At 65.6% G+C, this 17,914-nt stretch carries 18 protein-coding genes; 10 read left to right on the top strand and 8 right to left on the bottom strand.

The features are described from left to right. Positions 1-69: 69 nt before the first annotated feature. Together ung and ACED18_RS11255 are read right to left on the bottom strand one after the other, a co-directional pair. Entirely contained in the window at positions 70-786 is a 717-nt protein-coding gene (gene ung, locus ACED18_RS11260; protein WP_377292144.1) for a uracil-DNA glycosylase, read from the bottom strand. After that, positions 787-966, bottom strand: a complete 180-nt coding sequence (locus ACED18_RS11255) for a hypothetical protein (protein WP_377292142.1) — start codon at positions 964-966, stop codon at positions 787-789. On the opposite strand from ACED18_RS11255, the gene modA reads away from it, so the two are divergent. Beyond that, on the top strand, positions 946-1,737 hold the full coding sequence (gene modA / locus ACED18_RS11250; RefSeq protein ID WP_377292140.1) for a molybdate ABC transporter substrate-binding protein: 792 nt from the start codon (positions 946-948) through the stop codon (positions 1,735-1,737). The genes ACED18_RS11255 and modA overlap by 21 nt on opposite strands. Before the next feature lie 388 nt (positions 1,738-2,125). On the opposite strand, the gene fba is transcribed toward modA, so the two are convergent. After that, on the bottom strand, positions 2,126-3,169 hold the full coding sequence (gene fba / locus ACED18_RS11245) for a class II fructose-bisphosphate aldolase (RefSeq protein WP_377292138.1): 1,044 nt from the start codon (positions 3,167-3,169) through the stop codon (positions 2,126-2,128). Positions 3,170-3,559: 390 nt separating this feature from the next. Here fba and modB point away from each other — a divergent pair, with 390 nt between their 5' ends. Together modB and modC are read left to right on the top strand one after the other, a co-directional pair. Beyond that, positions 3,560-4,261 carry a molybdate ABC transporter permease subunit gene (modB, locus tag ACED18_RS11240; protein ID WP_377292136.1) on the top strand — a complete coding sequence of 234 codons (702 nt, stop codon included), beginning with the start codon at positions 3,560-3,562 and terminating at the stop codon, positions 4,259-4,261. Further along, positions 4,258-5,328 carry a molybdenum ABC transporter ATP-binding protein gene (gene modC, locus ACED18_RS11235; protein WP_377292134.1) on the top strand — a complete coding sequence of 357 codons (1,071 nt, stop codon included), beginning with the start codon at positions 4,258-4,260 and terminating at the stop codon, positions 5,326-5,328. The genes modB and modC overlap by 4 nt, the downstream gene beginning before the upstream one ends. 249 nt (positions 5,329-5,577) lie before the next feature. On the opposite strand, the gene ACED18_RS11230 is transcribed toward modC, so the two are convergent. From ACED18_RS11230 to ACED18_RS11210, 5 genes are read right to left on the bottom strand one after another with little or no spacing between them, the layout of a single operon-like run. Then, a complete protein-coding gene (locus ACED18_RS11230; RefSeq protein ID WP_377292132.1) occupies positions 5,578-5,949 on the bottom strand; it encodes a winged helix-turn-helix domain-containing protein in 372 nt (123 codons plus the stop codon). 39 nt (positions 5,950-5,988) lie between these two features. Then, the gene (locus ACED18_RS11225) at positions 5,989-6,555 is read right to left on the bottom strand and encodes a sarcosine oxidase subunit gamma family protein (RefSeq protein ID WP_377292130.1); all 567 of its coding nucleotides are present in this window, start codon (positions 6,553-6,555) and stop codon (positions 5,989-5,991) included. Beyond that, positions 6,548-9,502, bottom strand: a complete 2,955-nt coding sequence (locus tag ACED18_RS11220) for a sarcosine oxidase subunit alpha family protein (RefSeq protein WP_377292128.1) — start codon at positions 9,500-9,502, stop codon at positions 6,548-6,550. Before ACED18_RS11220 ends, ACED18_RS11225 begins: the two co-directional genes overlap by 8 nt. Further along, complete coding sequence (locus tag ACED18_RS11215) at positions 9,499-9,780, bottom strand: sarcosine oxidase subunit delta (protein ID WP_377292126.1); 282 nt, start codon at positions 9,778-9,780, stop codon at positions 9,499-9,501. Before ACED18_RS11215 ends, ACED18_RS11220 begins: the two co-directional genes overlap by 4 nt. 9 nt (positions 9,781-9,789) lie before the next feature. Beyond that, positions 9,790-11,040 carry a sarcosine oxidase subunit beta family protein gene (locus ACED18_RS11210; protein ID WP_377292124.1) on the bottom strand — a complete coding sequence of 417 codons (1,251 nt, stop codon included), beginning with the start codon at positions 11,038-11,040 and terminating at the stop codon, positions 9,790-9,792. 94 nt (positions 11,041-11,134) lie between these two features. On the opposite strand from ACED18_RS11210, the gene ACED18_RS11205 reads away from it, so the two are divergent. The 7 genes from ACED18_RS11205 (at position 11,135) to glnT (ending at position 17,882) form a co-directional block, all read left to right on the top strand. After that, positions 11,135-12,121, top strand: a complete 987-nt coding sequence (locus ACED18_RS11205) for a GlxA family transcriptional regulator (RefSeq protein WP_377292122.1) — start codon at positions 11,135-11,137, stop codon at positions 12,119-12,121. 76 nt (positions 12,122-12,197) lie between these two features. Next, entirely contained in the window at positions 12,198-12,887 is a 690-nt protein-coding gene (locus ACED18_RS11200) for a helix-turn-helix domain-containing protein (protein WP_377292120.1), read from the top strand. 115 nt (positions 12,888-13,002) lie between these two features. After that, positions 13,003-13,911 carry a glutamine amidotransferase family protein gene (locus ACED18_RS11195; protein WP_377292118.1) on the top strand — a complete coding sequence of 303 codons (909 nt, stop codon included), beginning with the start codon at positions 13,003-13,005 and terminating at the stop codon, positions 13,909-13,911. Positions 13,912-13,965: 54 nt separating this feature from the next. Next, positions 13,966-14,652 carry a protein GlxC gene (locus tag ACED18_RS11190; RefSeq protein ID WP_377292116.1) on the top strand — a complete coding sequence of 229 codons (687 nt, stop codon included), beginning with the start codon at positions 13,966-13,968 and terminating at the stop codon, positions 14,650-14,652. A 12-nt stretch (positions 14,653-14,664) separates the two neighbouring features. Beyond that, entirely contained in the window at positions 14,665-15,993 is a 1,329-nt protein-coding gene (locus ACED18_RS11185; RefSeq protein WP_377292114.1) for an FMN-binding glutamate synthase family protein, read from the top strand. Between the two features lies 1 nt (position 15,994). After that, a complete protein-coding gene (locus tag ACED18_RS11180) occupies positions 15,995-16,456 on the top strand; it encodes an OsmC family protein (RefSeq protein WP_377292112.1) in 462 nt (153 codons plus the stop codon). A 118-nt stretch (positions 16,457-16,574) separates the two neighbouring features. Then, positions 16,575-17,882 (top strand): type III glutamate--ammonia ligase, encoded by a 1,308-nt coding sequence (glnT, locus tag ACED18_RS11175; RefSeq protein WP_377292110.1) that lies wholly within the window; start codon positions 16,575-16,577, stop codon positions 17,880-17,882. The last annotated feature ends 32 nt before the right edge of the window (positions 17,883-17,914 follow it).

Genomic DNA, 17,914 nt, shown 5'->3' with positions numbered 1-17,914 from the left:
TCTTCTCCCCCTGATGGCGGATCGGCCGCCCGCACGCAAGCCCGGCAGCGACGCGGACCGTCGCGCGCCTCAGGCAACCGGGTTGGCGGGAAGGCTCCAGTCGATCGGCGCGAAGCCCTTGGAGACGAGAAAGTCGTTCGTCTTTGAAAAGGGCCGCGAACCGAGGAAGCCGGAATGGGCCGACAATGGCGAGGGATGCGCCGATTTCAGCACCAGGTGCCGCTCCCGATCCACGAAGGCGGCCTTTTTCTGCGCGTAGGAGCCCCAGAGAATGAAGACGACGGGATAGGGCAGGTTGTTGACGGCGCGGATCACGGCATCGGTGAACTTTTCCCAGCCGCGCCCCTGATGCGAGGCGGCAAGCCCGCGCTCCACCGTCAGCACGCTGTTGAGCAAAAGCACGCCCTGCCGCGCCCAATGCTCCAGAAAGCCGTGGCGCGGCGGATCGATGCCGAGGTCGGTCTTCAGTTCCTTGTAGATGTTGACGAGCGAGGGCGGCGGCCGCACGCCCGGGCGAACACTGAAGCAGAGCCCATGCGCCTGTCCCTCGCCGTGATAGGGGTCCTGACCGAGGATCACCACCCGCACCTTGTCGAAGGGTGTCAGATCAAGCGCGCGAAAATACTCCGATCCCTTGGGAAAGATGACCTTACCGGCCGCCTTCTCCTCCTGCAGGAAGGCCTTCAACCCGGCCATGTAGGGGCTCTCGAATTCCGGCGCCAGCACCGCTTTCCAGCTGTCGTCGAGCTTCACCGCCTGCTGATCGGCCATCGTCGCCTCCGTCATTCACCCGCTTCCTTCGTCCTTACCGGCTTCATGGCGCACTGAAAACCACGGAGCGGGCAAAACGTTGCGGGCAAATTTCATTATATTCCATGAAACATATCGCTGGCGCTTCGTGAACGGATCGATATATTCCATCAGATATTTCGATCCGGAGCCGTCATGATCCTGTTTCGCCGCCATCTTCTCGGCCTCCTTCTCGCCCTGCCGCTCAGCCTCCTCAGCCTTCTGCCCGCCGGCCCGGCCGTGGCCGCCGACGATGTCACCGTCTTTGCCGCCGCCAGCCTGAAGGGCGCCCTGGACGAGGTGAATGCCGCCTGGAAGACGGCCGGCGGCGGCACCGCGACGGTCTCCTATGCGGCAAGTTCCGCGCTCGCCAAGCAGATCGAGGCGGGTGCGCCGGCCGATGTCTTCCTCTCCGCCGATCTTGCCTGGATGGATTATCTCGCCGGGCGCAACTTGATCCGCGCAGACAGCCGGGCCGATCTTCTCGGCAACCGCCTCGTGCTGATCGCGGCGAAGGACAAGGCCGAGCCACGGGAGATCGGCAAAGGCTTCGACCTCGCTGCCCTCCTCGGCGACGGCCGGCTCGCCATGGGCGCGGTGGACAGCGTGCCTGCCGGCAAATACGGCAAGGCGGCGCTGACAGCGCTTGGCATCTGGCCCTCCGTCGAGGCGAAGGTCGCCGGTGCAGAGAATGTCCGTGCCGCCCTCCTCCTCGTCTCGCGCGGCGAAGCCCCCTTTGGCATCGTCTACGAGACCGACGCGAGGGCCGACCCCGGCGTCGCCATCGTCGGCACTTTCCCGGAAGACAGCCACCCGAAGATCGTCTACCCCGCCGCCGCGCTCGCGGCAGGCAGGCAAGCACCGTCCAAAGCCTACCTCGCCTTCCTGAAGAGGCCGGAAGCGGCGGCGATTTTCGAGAGGTACGGGTTCATGGTGCTGGGGCAGTGAGGGGCCAAGGGGACAGTTGCGACCATGCCGCTACGCCTGCATCGGTTTACCGGCGCCAGCAGCGAAAGCCGCAGGGATGCGCAGCACCTCTCCGCCGTCATGGTCGGGCCTGACCCGACCATCCATGCCCCAGGCAAAACGCTTATGAGATGGATCCGCGCGCATGACCGGACAACGCCTGCTGCGCTCTGCGCTCGTCGCGTGGATCCTCGGCTCGAGGCCGAGGATGACAGAGGGTGTGGTGCCAGTGACGCCACACTGCCGACTCGGCAGGGGCCGTCGCAACACGCGCTATGAACGCAGGGGCCTCGCCATTCGCCCAGAACGAAAACAGCGCGGATGTCTCCACCCGCGCCGCCCGAATTCCACTCCTGAAACGGGGCTTCGATCAGCCCTTGGCGTAGATCTTCGCCATCTCGTTCAGCCGCTTGGCGCGGATCTTCGAGGCATTGCCTGCGGTGCGGAAGGCGATGAAGCGCTCCTTGCAGACTTCCGTCATCAGCGCGACGGCCGGCTTCAGATAGTTGCGCGGGTCGAAATTGTCGGGCTTCTCCTTGAAGCTCTTGCGGATCGTGCCGGTCATGGCCAGACGCAGGTCCGTGTCGATGTTGACCTTGCGCACACCGAGCGGGATGGCCTTCTGGATTTCCGAGACCGGAACGCCCCAGGTCTGCTTCATCTCGCCGCCATAGGTGGTGAAGAGATCCTGCAGGTCCTGCGGAACGGACGAGGAGCCGTGCATGACGAGGTGGGTGTTCGGCAGCTTGGCATTGATCTTGGCGATCGTGTCGATCGACAGGATGTCGCCGTCGGGGGCGCGGGTGAACTTGTAGGCGCCGTGGCTGGTGCCGATGGCGACGGCGAGCGCATCGACGCCGGTCTTCGTCACGAAGTCGAGCGCCTGGTCCGGATCCGTCAGCAGTTCCTCGCGCGACAGCTTCCCTTCGAAGCCGTGGCCGTCTTCCTTGTCGCCGGCGCCGGTTTCCAGGTTGCCGAGACATCCAAGCTCGCCTTCGACCGACACGCCGGCCGCATGCGCGATCTTCACCACTTCGGCGGTGACATCGACATTGTAGTCATAGGTCGCGACCGTCTTGCCGTCAGCGAGCAGCGAGCCGTCCATCATGACGGAGGTGAAGCCGTTGGTGATGGCCGAGATGCAGGTGGACGGCTGGTCGCCGTGGTCGAGATGCAGGCAGACCGGGATATGCGGATATTCTTCGGCCGCGCCGAGGATCAGGTGGCGCAGGAAGCCGTCGCCGGCATAGGCGCGGGCGCCGCGGCTCGCCTGCAGGATCACCGGCGAATCCGTCGCATCTGCGGCGCGCATGACCGACTGAACATATTCGAGATTGTTCACGTTGAAGGCAGGCAGCGCATAGTTGTTTTCGGCAGCATGGTCCAAAAGCTGCCGCATGGTGATCAATGCCATTCCGTCGTCTCCCTGTAAAAGGCGGCGCCAGAGGCACCGCGAAATCGCTGATACCGGCACGTATCTGCCGCGCCGTGGCCCATCTCAGGCCCGCAATGCGGCCACCATAGACACAGAAAAGCGTTTGACAACGGTCATTCAACCGAAAAGGCCCGTTCCGCTTTTTTTAATCGATACAAATGCTTGGAAGAAATTTCATCCGTGACGAGCTGGCACTTTTCACCCATGCGTTGCAGATGAAATAAAACCAAAGATTGCTGAAATTTGCTGCAGCGCACGCTGGAATTTTTCAATCGGAGAGAGCTATTCGCTCCGCACCGGTCCGATGATATGGACCTTTCATGGCGGGCGCCAGTAGGCTCTCTGCGTGGCCGAGGAGGATGGAAGGGCATGGACGGCTGGGTGCTGAGCGAGGCGGAGACCACCGCGATCCTGCTGACGATCCGGATCGCGACCGTGGCCACGCTCGCCAGCCTGCCGCTTGCCATCCTCACGGCCCTGATACTCGCCCGCGGCCGTTTTCCGGGGATCAGCCTGCTGAACGGCCTCGTCCACCTGCCGCTCATCCTGCCGCCCGTCGTCACCGGCTTCCTGCTGCTCGTCACATTCGGCCGCAAGGGCCCGGTCGGCGCCTTCCTGGAAGCCCATCTCGGCCTCGTCTTCTCCTTTCGCTGGACGGGCGCGGCGCTCGCCGCCGCCATCATGGGCTTTCCGCTGATGGTGCGCAGCATCCGCCTCTCGATCGAGATGGTGGACCGACGGCTGGAGCAGGCGGCCGCCACGCTGGGCGCCGGTCGCCTTCAGGTCTTTGCTACGGTGACGCTGCCGCTCATCCTGCCGGGTGTCATCGCGGGCGCCATTCTCGGCTTCGCCAAGGCCATGGGCGAGTTCGGCGCCACCATGACCTTCGTCTCCGCCATTCCCGGGGAGACCCAGACGCTGTCCGCCGCCATCTATGCGTTTACGCAGGTGCCGGGCGGCGATGCCGAGGCGCTCCGGCTGACGCTGATCTCCGTTGCGATCTCCATGGCCGCTCTGGTCGCCTCTGAAATGCTAGCAAGCCGTGTTGCCCGCAGGATCGCCGCCGCATGACGCTTGCCATCGCCATCCGCCACCGCCTGGGCGCCATCACGCTCGACGCCCGCTTCGAGGCGCCGCCGGGCGTCACCGCGCTCTTCGGCCGCTCCGGCTCCGGCAAGACCTCACTGGTCAGCGCGGTCGCCGGCCTCCTATCGCCGGAGGAAGGGCGCGTCAGCATCGAGGACACCGTGTTGCTCGACACGGCAAGCCGCATCCGCGTGCCCGCCCACCGCCGCCGCTTCGGCTATGTCTTTCAGGAGCCGCGTCTTTTCCCGCATCTGACGGTGGCGCAAAACCTTGCCTACGGGCAACGCTTCCTGCCGCGCGGGGTCAGGCCCGAGCCGCTGGAGCCGATCGTCGATCTCCTCGGCATCGCGCCGCTTGTCAACCGCCGCCCCGCCACGCTGTCGGGCGGCGAGCGCCAGCGGGTCGCGATCGGCCGGGCGCTTCTGTCATCCCCCCGCGCCCTTCTGATGGACGAGCCGCTCTCGGCGCTGGATGACGAGCGCAAGGCCGACATCCTGCCCTATCTGGAACGGCTGTGCCGGCAGACGCGCATCCCCATCCTCTATGTCAGCCACGCGCTCCAGGAGATCGCCCTGCTGGCAGACCGGGTCGTCATGCTGGAGGCAGGCCGCGTCGTGGCTGAAGGCCCGGTTTCCACCCTTCTCTCCACCGCCACGCTGGCCGACCGTCTCGGCCGCAAAGAGGCCGGCGCGGTCATTGAGGCCGTGCTGGAGGGCGAGGAAGACGGGCTCGCCAGGCTGCGAACCGCCACCGGCCATATGCTCCGAATCCCCGGCCTGCGCGCCATGCGCGGTGCGCCCATCCGGCTTTTCGTGCCCGCCCGCGACGTGATGATCGCGCTCGACCACCCCCAGGGCCTCAGCGCCCTCAACATCCTGCCGGCCACGCTCGTGGAGATGAAGCCGTCGGAGGAAGGAACCGTGGACCTGACCCTCGACTGCGCCGGCACGCGCCTGCTTTCGCGGATCACCACGCACTCCGCTCGCAGCCTCGGCCTGACCGTGGGACTTCCTCTGCATGCCGTGATCAAGAGCGTGGCGCTGGCGCGGTGAAAGCATTCGCTCGGCTTTCCAAATCCGGCAGCAGAAGTGCCACCCTCATTCATCCTCGGCCTCCGAGCCGAGGATCCACGCAACGGCCGCGGCGCGCCGCATGGGTCCTCGGGTCAAGCCCGAGGACGACGGGGGCGTCTGATACAAGCCTCTTAAAACCCATCCGAGACAGCGTCGCGCGGAATGGAAAAGAGAGCAGACACCGTTTCCCTGTTCCCGCATCCGTCATGATGAAGCATCCTCGGAATGCTACTCAGCGGAAGCCTCCTCGCCACTGCGCGCCGCCTCCAGCCAGTCGAGATCGGCGCGCATCGCGGCTGCCGCATCCGCCTCCATCTGCCGGAAGCGCCGGATCAGTTCCTCGCCGAACGGGGTCACCGCCGCCCCGCCGCCCTCGCGGCCGCCCCGCTGGCTGGTGACGGCGGGCTCGCGGAACATGCGGTTGAGATCGCTGATGAGCAGCCAGGCGCGACGGTAGGACATGTCCATGGCGCGGCCGGCGGCCGAGATCGAGCCGGTGTCGCGGATATGTTCGAGCAATTCGATCTTGCCGCGCCCGAGCCGGTCGCCGAGCGGGAAATCGATGCGCAGCACGGGCTGGAGCGGGGCGGGTTTGGTCATGGCCGCATTCTAGGCGCAGACAGGGAGGCGTGGAAGGCCTCAGACCGGGCCGACCGCCTGAACGCCGAACTCCTTCGCCATGCCGATCAGCTCATCCCACAGGCTTTCGGCAAAGCCGCGCAGCACCATGAGTTCGAAGACGTCTTCCCCGGTGCGGGTCAGCTGGACGGAGATGTGGCCGACCAGCGTCGTGGCGCTTTTGCCGATCGGGAAGACCGAGAGCGCCAGATCGACGGCCGTACCCTTCGCCAGCACCCGCTCGACGGCGCCGCCGGACAGCGCCATTCGCACGCGGCCATGGCTGGTATCCACGACATCCGCGACACCGGCAAGCGTGGCCGCGATCGCCGCTTTGCGCGCCGCATCCAGCTTCGTGTCACCCACGACGAACCACTGGCCGGGCGCATAGGCGCGCAAAGCCCCGCCGCCAGCCGCCGCAATCGCATCGGCATCCGGCACAGCACCCGGAGCGGCCAGAACATGCAGCACATGCCCCTCCGGCAGCGCCGAAAGCGTCAGCGACCGGGCGGGATCGAACGCGGCTCCGAAGCGGCCCGTGGCGGCACCGGAGAGCGCGGCGCGATGGGAAAGCACGATCTCAGCCATGGAGCCTCGCATTGTCAGGGTCGATGAAGACGGGGCTGGTCAGCACACCCATGGTGAATTCGCCGCGCACGGAATTCCAGATCTGCACCCGCTCGCCGATGCGCTCCGGTCCGCGCTTGACGAGCGCAAGGCCTATCGTATGGCCGAGAGAGGGCGAATAGCAGGAGGAGGAGACATAGCCCTCGTCATTCTCCAGCGTCGCCTCCGCCCCGTCCGCGAGGATGTGGCTGCCGGTGCGGAAGCCGTCCTTCGGGTCGAGCGGCTTGACGCCGACGAGGCGCGGCCGATCGGGATCGGTCAGGCCCGCGCGCGACAGCATCGCCTTGCCGATGAAATCAGCCTTGGTCGCCGACACCATGCGGCCGAAGCCGAGATCGGCGGGCACCACCGTACCGTTGATCTCGTTGTGCGTCACATGGCCCTTTTCGATGCGCATGACGGCGAGCGCTTCGACACCATAGGCGCAGATGCCATGCGGCCGTCCCGCCTCCATGATCGCGTCCGCCACCGCCTCGCCATAGCCGGCGGGAACGGCGAGCTCATAGGCCAGTTCGCCGGAGAACGAGATGCGGAACAGCCTGCCCTCGATGGCGCCGCCGGCAAGCGTCACCGTGCGCGCACCGAGGAACGGCATGGCGGCATCGGAGAGATCGGCATCGACGATGGCAGAAAGGATCTCCCGCGACTTCGGCCCGGCAATCGCCATCTGCGCCCATTCGTCGGTGACGGAGGCGAAGCGCACGTCGAGCTCGGGCCAGAGCGCCTGCGCGCAGAATTCCAGATGCGCCATGACGCCGGCCGCATAGGCCGTGGTCGTCGTCATGAAATAGCGGTTCTCGTCCAGCCGGCTCGTGGTGCCGTCGTCGTAGATGAAACCGTCCTCGCGTAGCATCAGCCCGTAGCGCGCCTTGCCGACGGGGAGCTTGGCAAAATTGTTGCAATAGACGCGGTCGAGGAAGGTCGCCGCATCCCGCCCCGTGATCTCGATCTTGCCGAGGGTGGAGACGTCGCAGAGACCGGCGGCGCTGCGCGTCGTCGTCACTTCGCGGTCCACGCTCTCGCGCCATGTCGTCTCGCCGGCGCGCGGGAACCAGGCGGAGCGATACCAGAGGCCCGTTTCGACAAAGGTCGCACCATTCTTCTTCGCCCAGCCATGCAGCGGCGACTGGCGCACCGGCTGGAAATGTTTGCCGCGCGACGTGCCGGCCAGAGCGCCAAAGGACACCGGCGTATAGAAGGGCCGGAACGTCGTGGTGCCGACTTCGGCCGGCGAAACGCCGCGCGCTTCCGCCAGAATGCCGATCGCATTCACATTGGAAAGCTTGCCCTGATCCGTTGCCATGCCGTTCGTGGTGTAGCGCTTGGCAAGCTCCACATGGCCATAGCCCTCGCGCACAGCGAGCCCCAGATCCTTCGTATGCACGTCGTTCTGGTAATCGACGAAGGCCTTGCCTTTCGCACCCGGCACCGACCAGAGCGGCTTTGCCGCCCCGCCCTCTTCCGCCGCTGCGGCAAAGGCCGGCATTGCGGCAAAGCCGAAAGACGCGAGCGCATCAGCCGCCTTCGCGGCGCCATCGGCGAGCGCCGCAGCCACACCCCGCAAGGCTGCCGCGCCACCGGCAACGGTTAGCCCGTCCAGACCGGATGGCGCGAGGAACGCCGCCTTCTCCTCCGACCAGACCGGCTTTGCGCCGCGATGGCAGGAGAGATGGATGACCGGGCTGAAGCCACCAGCCATGGCAAGCGCATCGGCCGCGATCTTGCGCTGCGCGCCGTTGACCCGCACCGAGATCGCTTCCACAGCCTTGCCACCATGGGCGTCGGTGACCACCGCATTGCGCAGCACCTCGGCCCGCCCTGCCCAGTCCCTTCCGCCATCGGCGCGCGGATCGACAATCGCCGCGACCGTCAGGCCTGCGGCCTCGAGATCGGCGGCGAGCGCATAGGCGCTGTCGTCATTGGCGAAGATCGCCGGGTTCTTCCCCGCCGCCACGCCGTAGCGCGTCAGCCAGGTGCGCATGGCGGATGCCGTCATGACGCCCGGAATGTCGTTGCCGCCGAACACAAGGGGGCGTTCTTCAACGCCGGTGGCGAGAATGGCGTGGCGGGCCGCGATGCGCCACAGGCGCTCGACCGGACGGTTGGCGTCGATCCGCGGCACATGCTTCTGCACTCGCTCCACCGCGCCGAACACGCCGTCGTCGTACCAGCCGAACACCGTGCTCCTCGGCAGGAGCGTCACATTCGGATACCCTTCAAGCTCGGAGAGCAGGCCGGCCAGCACCGTTGCCGCCGGAACGCCATCAATGACGCCGCTTTCCGAGAGCAGCCAGCCGCCCATCTCCGCCTGCTCGTCGGCGACGATCACCCGCGCGCGCGCCCGCGCCGCCGTCACGGCGGCCGAAAGCCCGGCCGCACCGCCGCCGATCACCAGCAGGTCGCAATGCGCCCAGCACTTCTCGTAGGTATCAGGATCGGCCTCATAGGTGGCGCGGCCGAGACCTGCGGCCTTGCGGATCAGCGGCTCGTAGACCTTCTCCCAGAAGGCGGCCGGCCACATGAAGGTCTTGTAGTAGAAGCCGGCACCCAGCACCGGCGACAGAAGGCTGTTCACCGAACCAATATCGAAGGACAGTGACGGCCAGCGGTTCTGGCTGATGGCATCCAGCCCCTCGTAAAGCTCGGCGACCGTCGCCCGCGTGTTCGGCTCCGTGCGCCCGCCCGTGCCGATCGTCACCAGCGCATTCGGCTCGGAGGCACCCGCCGTCACGGCTCCACGCGGGCGATGATATTTGAAGGAGCGCGCCATGAGGCTGACGCCGTTGGCAAGCAGCGCGGACGCCAGCGTGTCGCCGGCATGGCCGTAATAGGCGCGGCCATCGAAGGAGAAGCCGATCTTGCGGGCGCGGTCGATACGCCCGCCGGCGGGAAGACGGAACGGGGTCATGCGGCACCTCGGGCGCGGGTAACATCCGCAGCATCGGTCACGGACTGCACGGCATGGGTCTGCGTGTCACGCTCCACCACCAGCCAGCGCCGGCAGCCCGCCGCATGGTGCCAGTATTCCAGATGCCGGCCGCGCGGATTGTCGCGCAGATAGACATAGGCATGCCAGGTCTCGGCATCGGCGTCCGGCGCAGGCCGCACGAGCGATGCGTCGCTCCTGATGGAGAACTCTTCCTTGGGTCGCGGCCCGCAATGGGGGCAGGTGATGAGGCTTGCCATGTCGGTTTCTCAATGCAGGTTGGGCTGGGCGCCGACGCCCTTTTCATCGATGAGCCGGCCGGTTTCGAACCGGTCGAGGCGGAAGGCCCGCGCCGTCTCGTGGGGCGCGTTGCGGGCGATCAGATGCGCGAAACAGTAGCCGGAGGCCGGCGTCGCCTTGAAGCCGCCGTAACACCAGCCGGCATTCAGGTAGAGATTGTCGATGTGGGTGCGGTCGATGATCGGCGAGCCATCCATGCTCATGTCCATGATGCCGCCCCAGGAGCGCAGCACGCGTACGCGCGAGAGCGACGGGATCATCGCAACGCCGGCCTCGGCCACATGCTCGACGGTCGCGAGATTGCCGCGTTGCGCATAGGAATTGTAGCCGTCGATATCACCGCCGAAGACGAGGCCGCCCTTGTCGGACTGCGAGACGTAGAAATGCCCGGCGCCGAAGGTGACGACGCAGTCGATGAAGGGCTTCAGCCCCTCGGAAACGAAGGCCTGCAGCACGTGGCTTTCGATCGGCAGGCGAAGCCCGGCCATGTCGGCCACCACGGTAGAGTTGCCGGCCGCGGCGAGCGCCACCCGGTTGCAGCCGATAAAGCCCTTCGTGGTCTCCACGCCCGTCACCTTGCCGTTCTCGCGGCGAATGCCCGTCACCTCGCAATGCTGGATAATATCGACGCCATGGCTGTCGGCGCCGCGCGCATATCCCCAGGCGACCGCATCGTGCCGCACCGTGCCGCCGCGCCGGTGCAGCAGGCCGCCGAGGATCGGGAAGCGGGCGTTGTCGAAATCCATGAAGGGCAGCATCGCCTTCACCGCATCCCGGTCCAGCAACTCGGCACCGACGCCCAGCAACTGCATGGCATTGCCGCGCCGCGTATAGGCGTCGCGCTGGCCATCGGAATGGAAGAGGTTGATGATGCCGCGCTGCGAGACCATCGCATTGAAATTGAAATCCTGCTCCAGCCCTTCCCAGAGCTTCATGGAAAGCTCGTAGAACGGGTTGTTGCCAGGCAGCAGGTAGTTCGAGCGGATGATCGTCGTGTTGCGGCCGATATTGCCGGAGCCGAGATAGCCCTTTTCCAACACCGCCACATTGGTGATCCCGAAGACCTTGGAGAGATAGTAGGCCGTCGCGAGCCCATGCCCGCCGCCGCCGACGATGATCACGTCATAATGCGGCTTCGGCGCGGGCGAACGGAAGGCCGGCGCCCAGCCCTTGTTGCCGCCAAGGGCCTTGGTGAGAAGCGAGAGAGCGGAATAGCGCATGGCGGCGACCCGTTGTCGGAAGATGACGGAAAGAGTACGCCGACGGCCTCAACCAGAATTGCATGAATGGGCCGTTTCATGTCATTTTCAGGCCATGACTGATTTTCATCCGCAGGCAGGCCAACAGCAGACAGGCCAAGCCACCCACCGCTTCGGCTTCCTGCTGGTCGATCGCTTCGCGTTGATGTCCTTTGCCTCGGCGACGGAACCCTTGCGCGCCGCCAACCTGATTGCAGGCGCCGAGCTCTATGCCGTCGAAACGCTCGGCGCCGCGGCCGAAAGCGTGCGCTCCTCCGCCGGCTTTACCGTGCCGGCCACGGACATCGCCCACGCCGCGCCCGGCCTCCATACCGTCTTTATTCTCGCCGGCGGCAATCCCGAGGACTGGAAGGCCGCCCGCGCCGCCTATCCGGTGCTCAGGCGCCTCTCCCGCGAAGGCGTCAGGCTGGGCGGCATCTCCTCGGGCTCCTACCTCTTGGCCGAAGCCGGGCTGCTGGACGACCGCGACTTCACCATCCACTGGGAACATGCCCCGGCACTCAAGGAAGCCTTCCCGACGCTCGCGCCCCGGCCCGCCCGCTTCGTCATCGACCGCGACCGCATCACCTGTGGTGGTGGCATCGCGCCGCTCGACATGATGCATGCACTGATCGCCGACCGCATGGGCCCGGCCTTTGCCCGCCGCGTCAGCGACTGGTATCTCCACACCGCCGTCGCCGATCCCGAAGGACCGCAACGCGGATCGTCCGCCGAGCGCCACGGCACGCGCCACCCCGCGCTTCTGGCAGCGCTCGAAACCATGGAAATGGCACTGGAACGGCCCCTGCCCCGCACCGCCATCGCCCGCACCGCCGGCATCAGCATCCGCCACCTCGACCGCCTCTTCGCGGAAGAACTCGGCACCGGCTTTTCACAGACCTACCGGCGCCTGCGCCTTGACCAGGCCCGCAAACTGCTGGCCCAGAGCCCCCTCTCCATCTCCGAAATCGCTTTTGCCACGGGCTTTTCCAGCGCCTCCCATTTCGCACGCCAGTTCAAGACCGCCTTCGGCCTGACGCCGGGGCAGATGCGGCGCGGCTGAGGAAGTTTTCTCTGTAATTTGCAAAATTTCACTCACAGGATAGATTTGCTCCCCAAGACGAAGGGGCGTGATGCCGATGAGCACAGCAGACAACGAAGAAAACGTGACGAGCGGCGACTTGACAGCATCGCGCAACCCCGCCCTCACCCAGGATCCCCACGCGCTCCGCGAGCCCAAGGAAAACAACCTCGAAATGGCGATCGGCCATGAGGTGCGGGCCTACCGCAAGCAGTTGGGCATTACCGTGACCGATCTCGCGGCTGCCACCGGCATTTCGCTCGGCATGCTCTCGAAGATCGAGAACGGCAATATCTCGCCGTCGTTGACCACGCTGCAATCCCTCTCGAAGGCGCTCGGCGTGCCGCTGACGGCGTTTTTCCGCCGCTACGAGGAGCCGCGCAATGCCGTCTTCGTCAAGGCCGGGGAAGGCGTGTCGATCGAGCGGCGGGGCACGCGTGCCGGCCACCAGTACAGCCTGCTAGGCCATATCGACAACAATTCAAGCGGCGTGACGGTGGAACCCTACCTGATCACCCTGACCGCCGAATCCGACGTTTTCCCCACCTTCCAGCACGAAGGCATGGAACTGATCTACATGCTGGAGGGCGAGGTGTCCTATCGCCATGGCGACCGGCTTTACCCCATGCATCCCGGCGACAGCCTGTTCTTCGATGCCGATGCGCCGCACGGGCCGGAGGTGCTGACGAAACTACCCTGCCGCTATCTGTCGATCATCTCCTACCCCCAGCGAAAGGCCGGCAGCTAGGCCAATGCAGCGACAAGCATATTTCTCCTAGAGAAACTTTTATTCTCCCTAGTTGATATTCGCCAAAGCCGGTGCTAAAGCTTCCATCAGTCGAACGATGGAGGTTTTGAAAGCCATGTGCGGGATTGTCGGGCTGTTTCTGAAGGACAAGAGTCTGGAGCCGAAGCTCGGCCAGCTCCTGTCGGACATGCTGGTCACCATGACCGATCGCGGCCCGGATTCGGCCGGCATCGCAATCTATGGCGGCGCTGCCGATGGCAAGGGCAAGCTGACGGTCCAGTCGGCCAATCCGGCAAAGGATTTCGACGGTCTTGCCGAGGCACTGGAAGGCGCGATCGGCGTAAAGCCGGCCGTCACCGTCAAGAGCACCCATGCGGTGCTCGAAGTTCCCGCCAACAAGCTCGCTGAAGCCCGCGCCGCCATCGCCGCGCTGCGCCCCGCCATCCGCGTCATGGGCGCCGGCGAAAGCGTCGAGATCTACAAGGAAACCGGCCTGCCGAAGGATGTCGTCGCCCGCTTCGGCGTCGAGGCCATGTCCGGCAGCCATGGCATCGGCCACACCCGCATGGCGACCGAAAGCGCGGTCACCACGCTCGGCGCCCACCCCTTCTCCACCGGCGCCGACCAGTGCCTCGTCCACAACGGCTCGCTCTCCAACCACAACAATCTGCGCCGCGAACTGAAGCGCGAGGGCATGACCTTCGAGACGGAAAACGACTCGGAAGTGGCCGCCGCCTATCTCACGGCAGAGATGGCCAAGGGCAAGGATCTGGGCGAAGCGCTGACCGGCGCACTCGATGATCTCGACGGCTTCTTCACCTTCGTCGTCGGCACCAAGTCCGGCTTCGGCGTGGTGCGCGATCCCATCGCCTGCAAGCCCGCCGTCATGGCCGAGACCGACCAGTATGTCGCCTTCGGCTCGGAGTATCGCGCGCTTGTCGGCCTTCCCGGCATCGAGACCGCCCGCGTCTGGGAGCCGGAACCGGCCACCGTCTATTTCTGGGATCACGAGAAGGCGGCCTGATATCCGCCTCTCCGCTCTCCCCTTGGCACGAACCGTCAGGAAAGCCTTCCACCCATGCCCGTCTTCGATCTTTCCCAAACCCCGCTTCGGGCGCTGAACAGCGCGCTGCACGGCCTTTCCGCCGGCACCAATGACACCGCCTTCGAGGTCGTCAATCCGCGCGGCCACCATGCGGTTGCCGTCGGCATCGACAGCCCCGTCACCGTCGAGGTGCGCGGCTCCGTCGGTTACTACTGCGCCGGCATGAATGATGGCGGCACCGTCACCGTCCATGGCTCGGCCGGTCCGGGCGTCGCCGAAAACATGATGTCCGGCACCGTCGTCATCGAGGGCGATGCCTCGCAATATGCCGGCGCCACCGGCCGCGGCGGCCTGCTGGTCATCAAGGGCAATGCGGCCTCGCGCTGCGGCATCTCCATGAAGGGCATCGACATCGTCGTCCACGGCTCCATCGGCCACATGTCGGCCTTCATGGGCCAGTCCGGCCATCTCGTCGTGCTCGGCGATGCCGGCGAGGCGCTGGGAGACAGCCTCTACGAAGCCAAGCTTTTCGTGCGCGGCACGGTCAAGAGCCTCGGCGCCGACTGCATCGAGAAGCCGCTGCGGCCCGAGCACATCGAAAAGCTGCGGGAACTGCTCGATAAGGCCGGCGTCACCGGTGTGCAACCGGAAGAGTTCAAGCGCTACGGCTCGGCCCGCAAGCTCTACAATTTCAACATCGACAATGCCGAAGCATATTGAGGGGCCGCAATCATGAGCTACAGCAATCCGCAGACCCCGCCCCGCAAGTCGGCCACCTTCGACGACGCGACCATGGCGGAAATCCGCCGCGCCGCGGCCACCGGCATCTATGATATCAGAGGCGGCGGCACGAAGCGCAAGGTCCCGCATTTCGACGACCTGCTCTTCCTCGGCGCCTCCATCTCGCGCTATCCGCTGGAAGGCTACCGCGAGAAGTGCGACACCTCCGTCGTGCTCGGCACGCGCTTTGCCAAGAAGCCGATCGAGCTGAAGATACCGATCACCATTGCCGGCATGTCCTTCGGCGCGCTCTCGGGCAATGCCAAGGAAGCCATGGGCCGCGGCGCGACGCTCGCCGGCACATCCACCACCACCGGCGATGGCGGCATGACGGATGAGGAGCGCGGCCATTCCGAAAAGCTGGTCTACCAGTATCTGCCCTCGCGCTACGGCATGAACCCGAAAGATTTGCGTCGCGCCGACGCCATCGAGGTCGTGGTCGGCCAGGGCGCCAAGCCCGGCGGCGGCGGCATGCTGCTCGGACAGAAGATCTCCGATCGTGTCGCCAATATGCGCAACCTGCCAAAGGGCATCGACCAGCGCTCCGCCTGCCGCCACCCGGACTGGACCGGCCCGGACGATCTCGAAATCAAGATCCTCGAACTGCGCGAAATCACCGACTGGGAGAAGCCGATCTATGTAAAGGTTGGCGGCGCGCGCCCGTACTATGACACCGCGCTCGCCGTGAAGGCCGGCGCCGATGTCGTGGTGCTCGACGGCATGCAGGGCGGTACGGCCGCCACGCAGGATGTCTTCATCGAGCATGTCGGCATGCCGACGCTCGCCTGCATCCGCCCGGCCGTTCAGGCCCTCCAGGATCTCGGCATGCACCGCAAGGTGCAACTGATCGTCTCCGGCGGCATCCGTTCGGGCGCTGATGTGGCCAAGGCGCTGGCGCTCGGCGCCGACGCCGTCTCGATCGGCACGGCCGCGCTCGTCGCCATCGGCGACAACGACCCGCACTGGGAAGAGGAATACAGGAAGCTCGGCACCACGGCCGGCGCCTATGACGACTGGCACGAGGGCAAGGATCCGGCCGGCATCACCACGCAGGACCCGGAGCTCGCCGCCCGCCTCGACCCGGTTCTCGCCGGCCGCCGCCTTGCCAACTATCTGAAGGTGATGACGCTGGAGGCCCAGACGATTGCGCGCGCCTGCGGCAAGAACAAGCTGACCAATCTGGAGCCGGAAGACCTCTGCGCGCTCACCATGGAAGCCGCCGCGATGGCGCAGGTGCCGCTGGCCGGAACCAGCTGGTATCCCGGCAAGGGCGGGTTCTGACATGGCGAGCTACACCGCAACGATCCTGTGGGAGCGCGGACCCGACGAGGTCTTTACCGACAACAGGTACGGCCGCGGCCACCAGTGGAGCTTTGACGGCGGCGTGAGCTTTCGCGCCTCGTCTTCGCCCCATGTCGTGCCGCGCTACTCGGACCCGGCCGGCGTGGACCCGGAAGAGGCCTTCATCGCCAGCCTGTCTTCCTGCCACATGCTGACATTCCTTTATCTTGCGGCAAAAAAAGGCCTGACGGTCAACCGCTACGAGGATGTCGCGGAAGGACGGATGGCCAAGACGCCGGAAGGACGCGTCTGGGTATCCGAAGTCGTGCTGCATCCGGTCATCGTTTGGGAGGGCGAGACACCGGATGCCGAAACGCTCGATGCGCTGCACCACGCGGCCCACGACGAGTGCTTCATCGCCAATTCGGTGCGCACCGATGTGCGGTGCGAGCCGCGCGCCTGATCCGACCGGCGCGACCCTGCATCACAGCAAGACAATTGGAGCGCCGGTCTGAACCCATCGGACCGACGCTTCGACAAAGCCAAAACGGCCGGTTCTGAAGAACCAAGGGGAACCTCTCATGACCACAGACCTCGCAGCCTTCGCCGCCGAGCGCGGCATCAAATATTTCATGATTTCCTACACCGATCTCTTCGGCGGCCAGCGCGCCAAGCTGGTACCCGCCCAGGCGATCGCCGAGATGCAGGCCGATGGCGCCGGTTTTGCCGGCTTCGCCACCTGGCTCGACATGACGCCGGCCCACCCGGATCTCTTCGCGCTTCCCGACCCCTCCTCCGTCATCCAGTTGCCCTGGAAGAAGGACGTGGCTTGGGTCGCGGCCGACTGCATGATGGAAGGCAAGTCCGTCGGACAGGCGCCACGCAACGTGCTGAAGGCGCTGGTTGCCGAGGCCGAGAGCATGGGCATGCATGTGAAGACAGGCGTGGAAGCCGAATTCTTCCTGATCCAGCCGGACGGCTCGGCCATCTCCGACATCTACGACACGGCCGAAAAGCCCTGCTACGACCAGCAGGCCGTAATGCGCCGCTACGATGTCATCGCCGAAATCTGCGACTACATGCTCGAACTCGGCTGGAAGCCCTACCAGAACGACCATGAAGACGCGAACGGCCAGTTCGAGATGAACTGGGAGTATGACGACACGCTGAAGACGGCCGACAAGCATTCCTTCTTCAAGTTCATGGTGAAGTCCGTCGCCGAAAAGCACGGGCTGCGCGCCACCTTCATGCCCAAGCCCTTCAAGGGGCTGACCGGCAATGGCTGCCATTGCCACATCTCGGTCTGGGACAAGGACGGCAAGACCAATGTCTTCGCCGACAAGGCCCAGCCCTTCGGCCTCTCCGCCAAGGGCAAGACCTTCCTCGGCGGCATCATGAAGCACGCCTCCGCACTTGCCGCCATCACCAACCCGACGGTCAATTCCTACAAGCGCATCAACGCGCCGCGCACCATCTCCGGCGCCACCTGGGCTCCGAATTCGGTGACGTGGACGGGCAACAACCGCACCCATATGGTGCGCGTGCCCGGCGCCGGTCGTTTCGAGCTGCGCCTGCCCGATGGCGCCGTGAACCCCTACCTGCTACAGGCGGTCATCATCGCCGCCGGCCTCGACGGCATCAAGACGGACGCCGATCCGGGCCGCCACTACGACATCGACATGTACAAGGAAGGCCACACGATCACCGATGCGCCGCGCCTGCCGCTCAATCTTCTCGACGCCCTGCGCGAATTCGACAAGGACGAGGGCCTGAAGGCGGCGCTCGGGGGCGAGTTCTCCTCCGCCTATCTCAAGCTCAAGCATGGCGAATGGAACGCCTACGCGTCCCACTTCACCGAATGGGAGCGCCAGACGACGCTCGATATCTGAGCCCCACCCGAAGACCCCGGAGCAGGGGCGGC

Origin of the sequence: Rhizobium sp. SG2393, assembly GCF_042610495.1 — a bacterium.
Lineage (GTDB): Bacteria > Pseudomonadota > Alphaproteobacteria > Rhizobiales > Rhizobiaceae > RU20A.
Note: the sequence above shows the minus strand (reverse complement) of the source record. Positions and strands in the feature narration are given on the sequence as shown.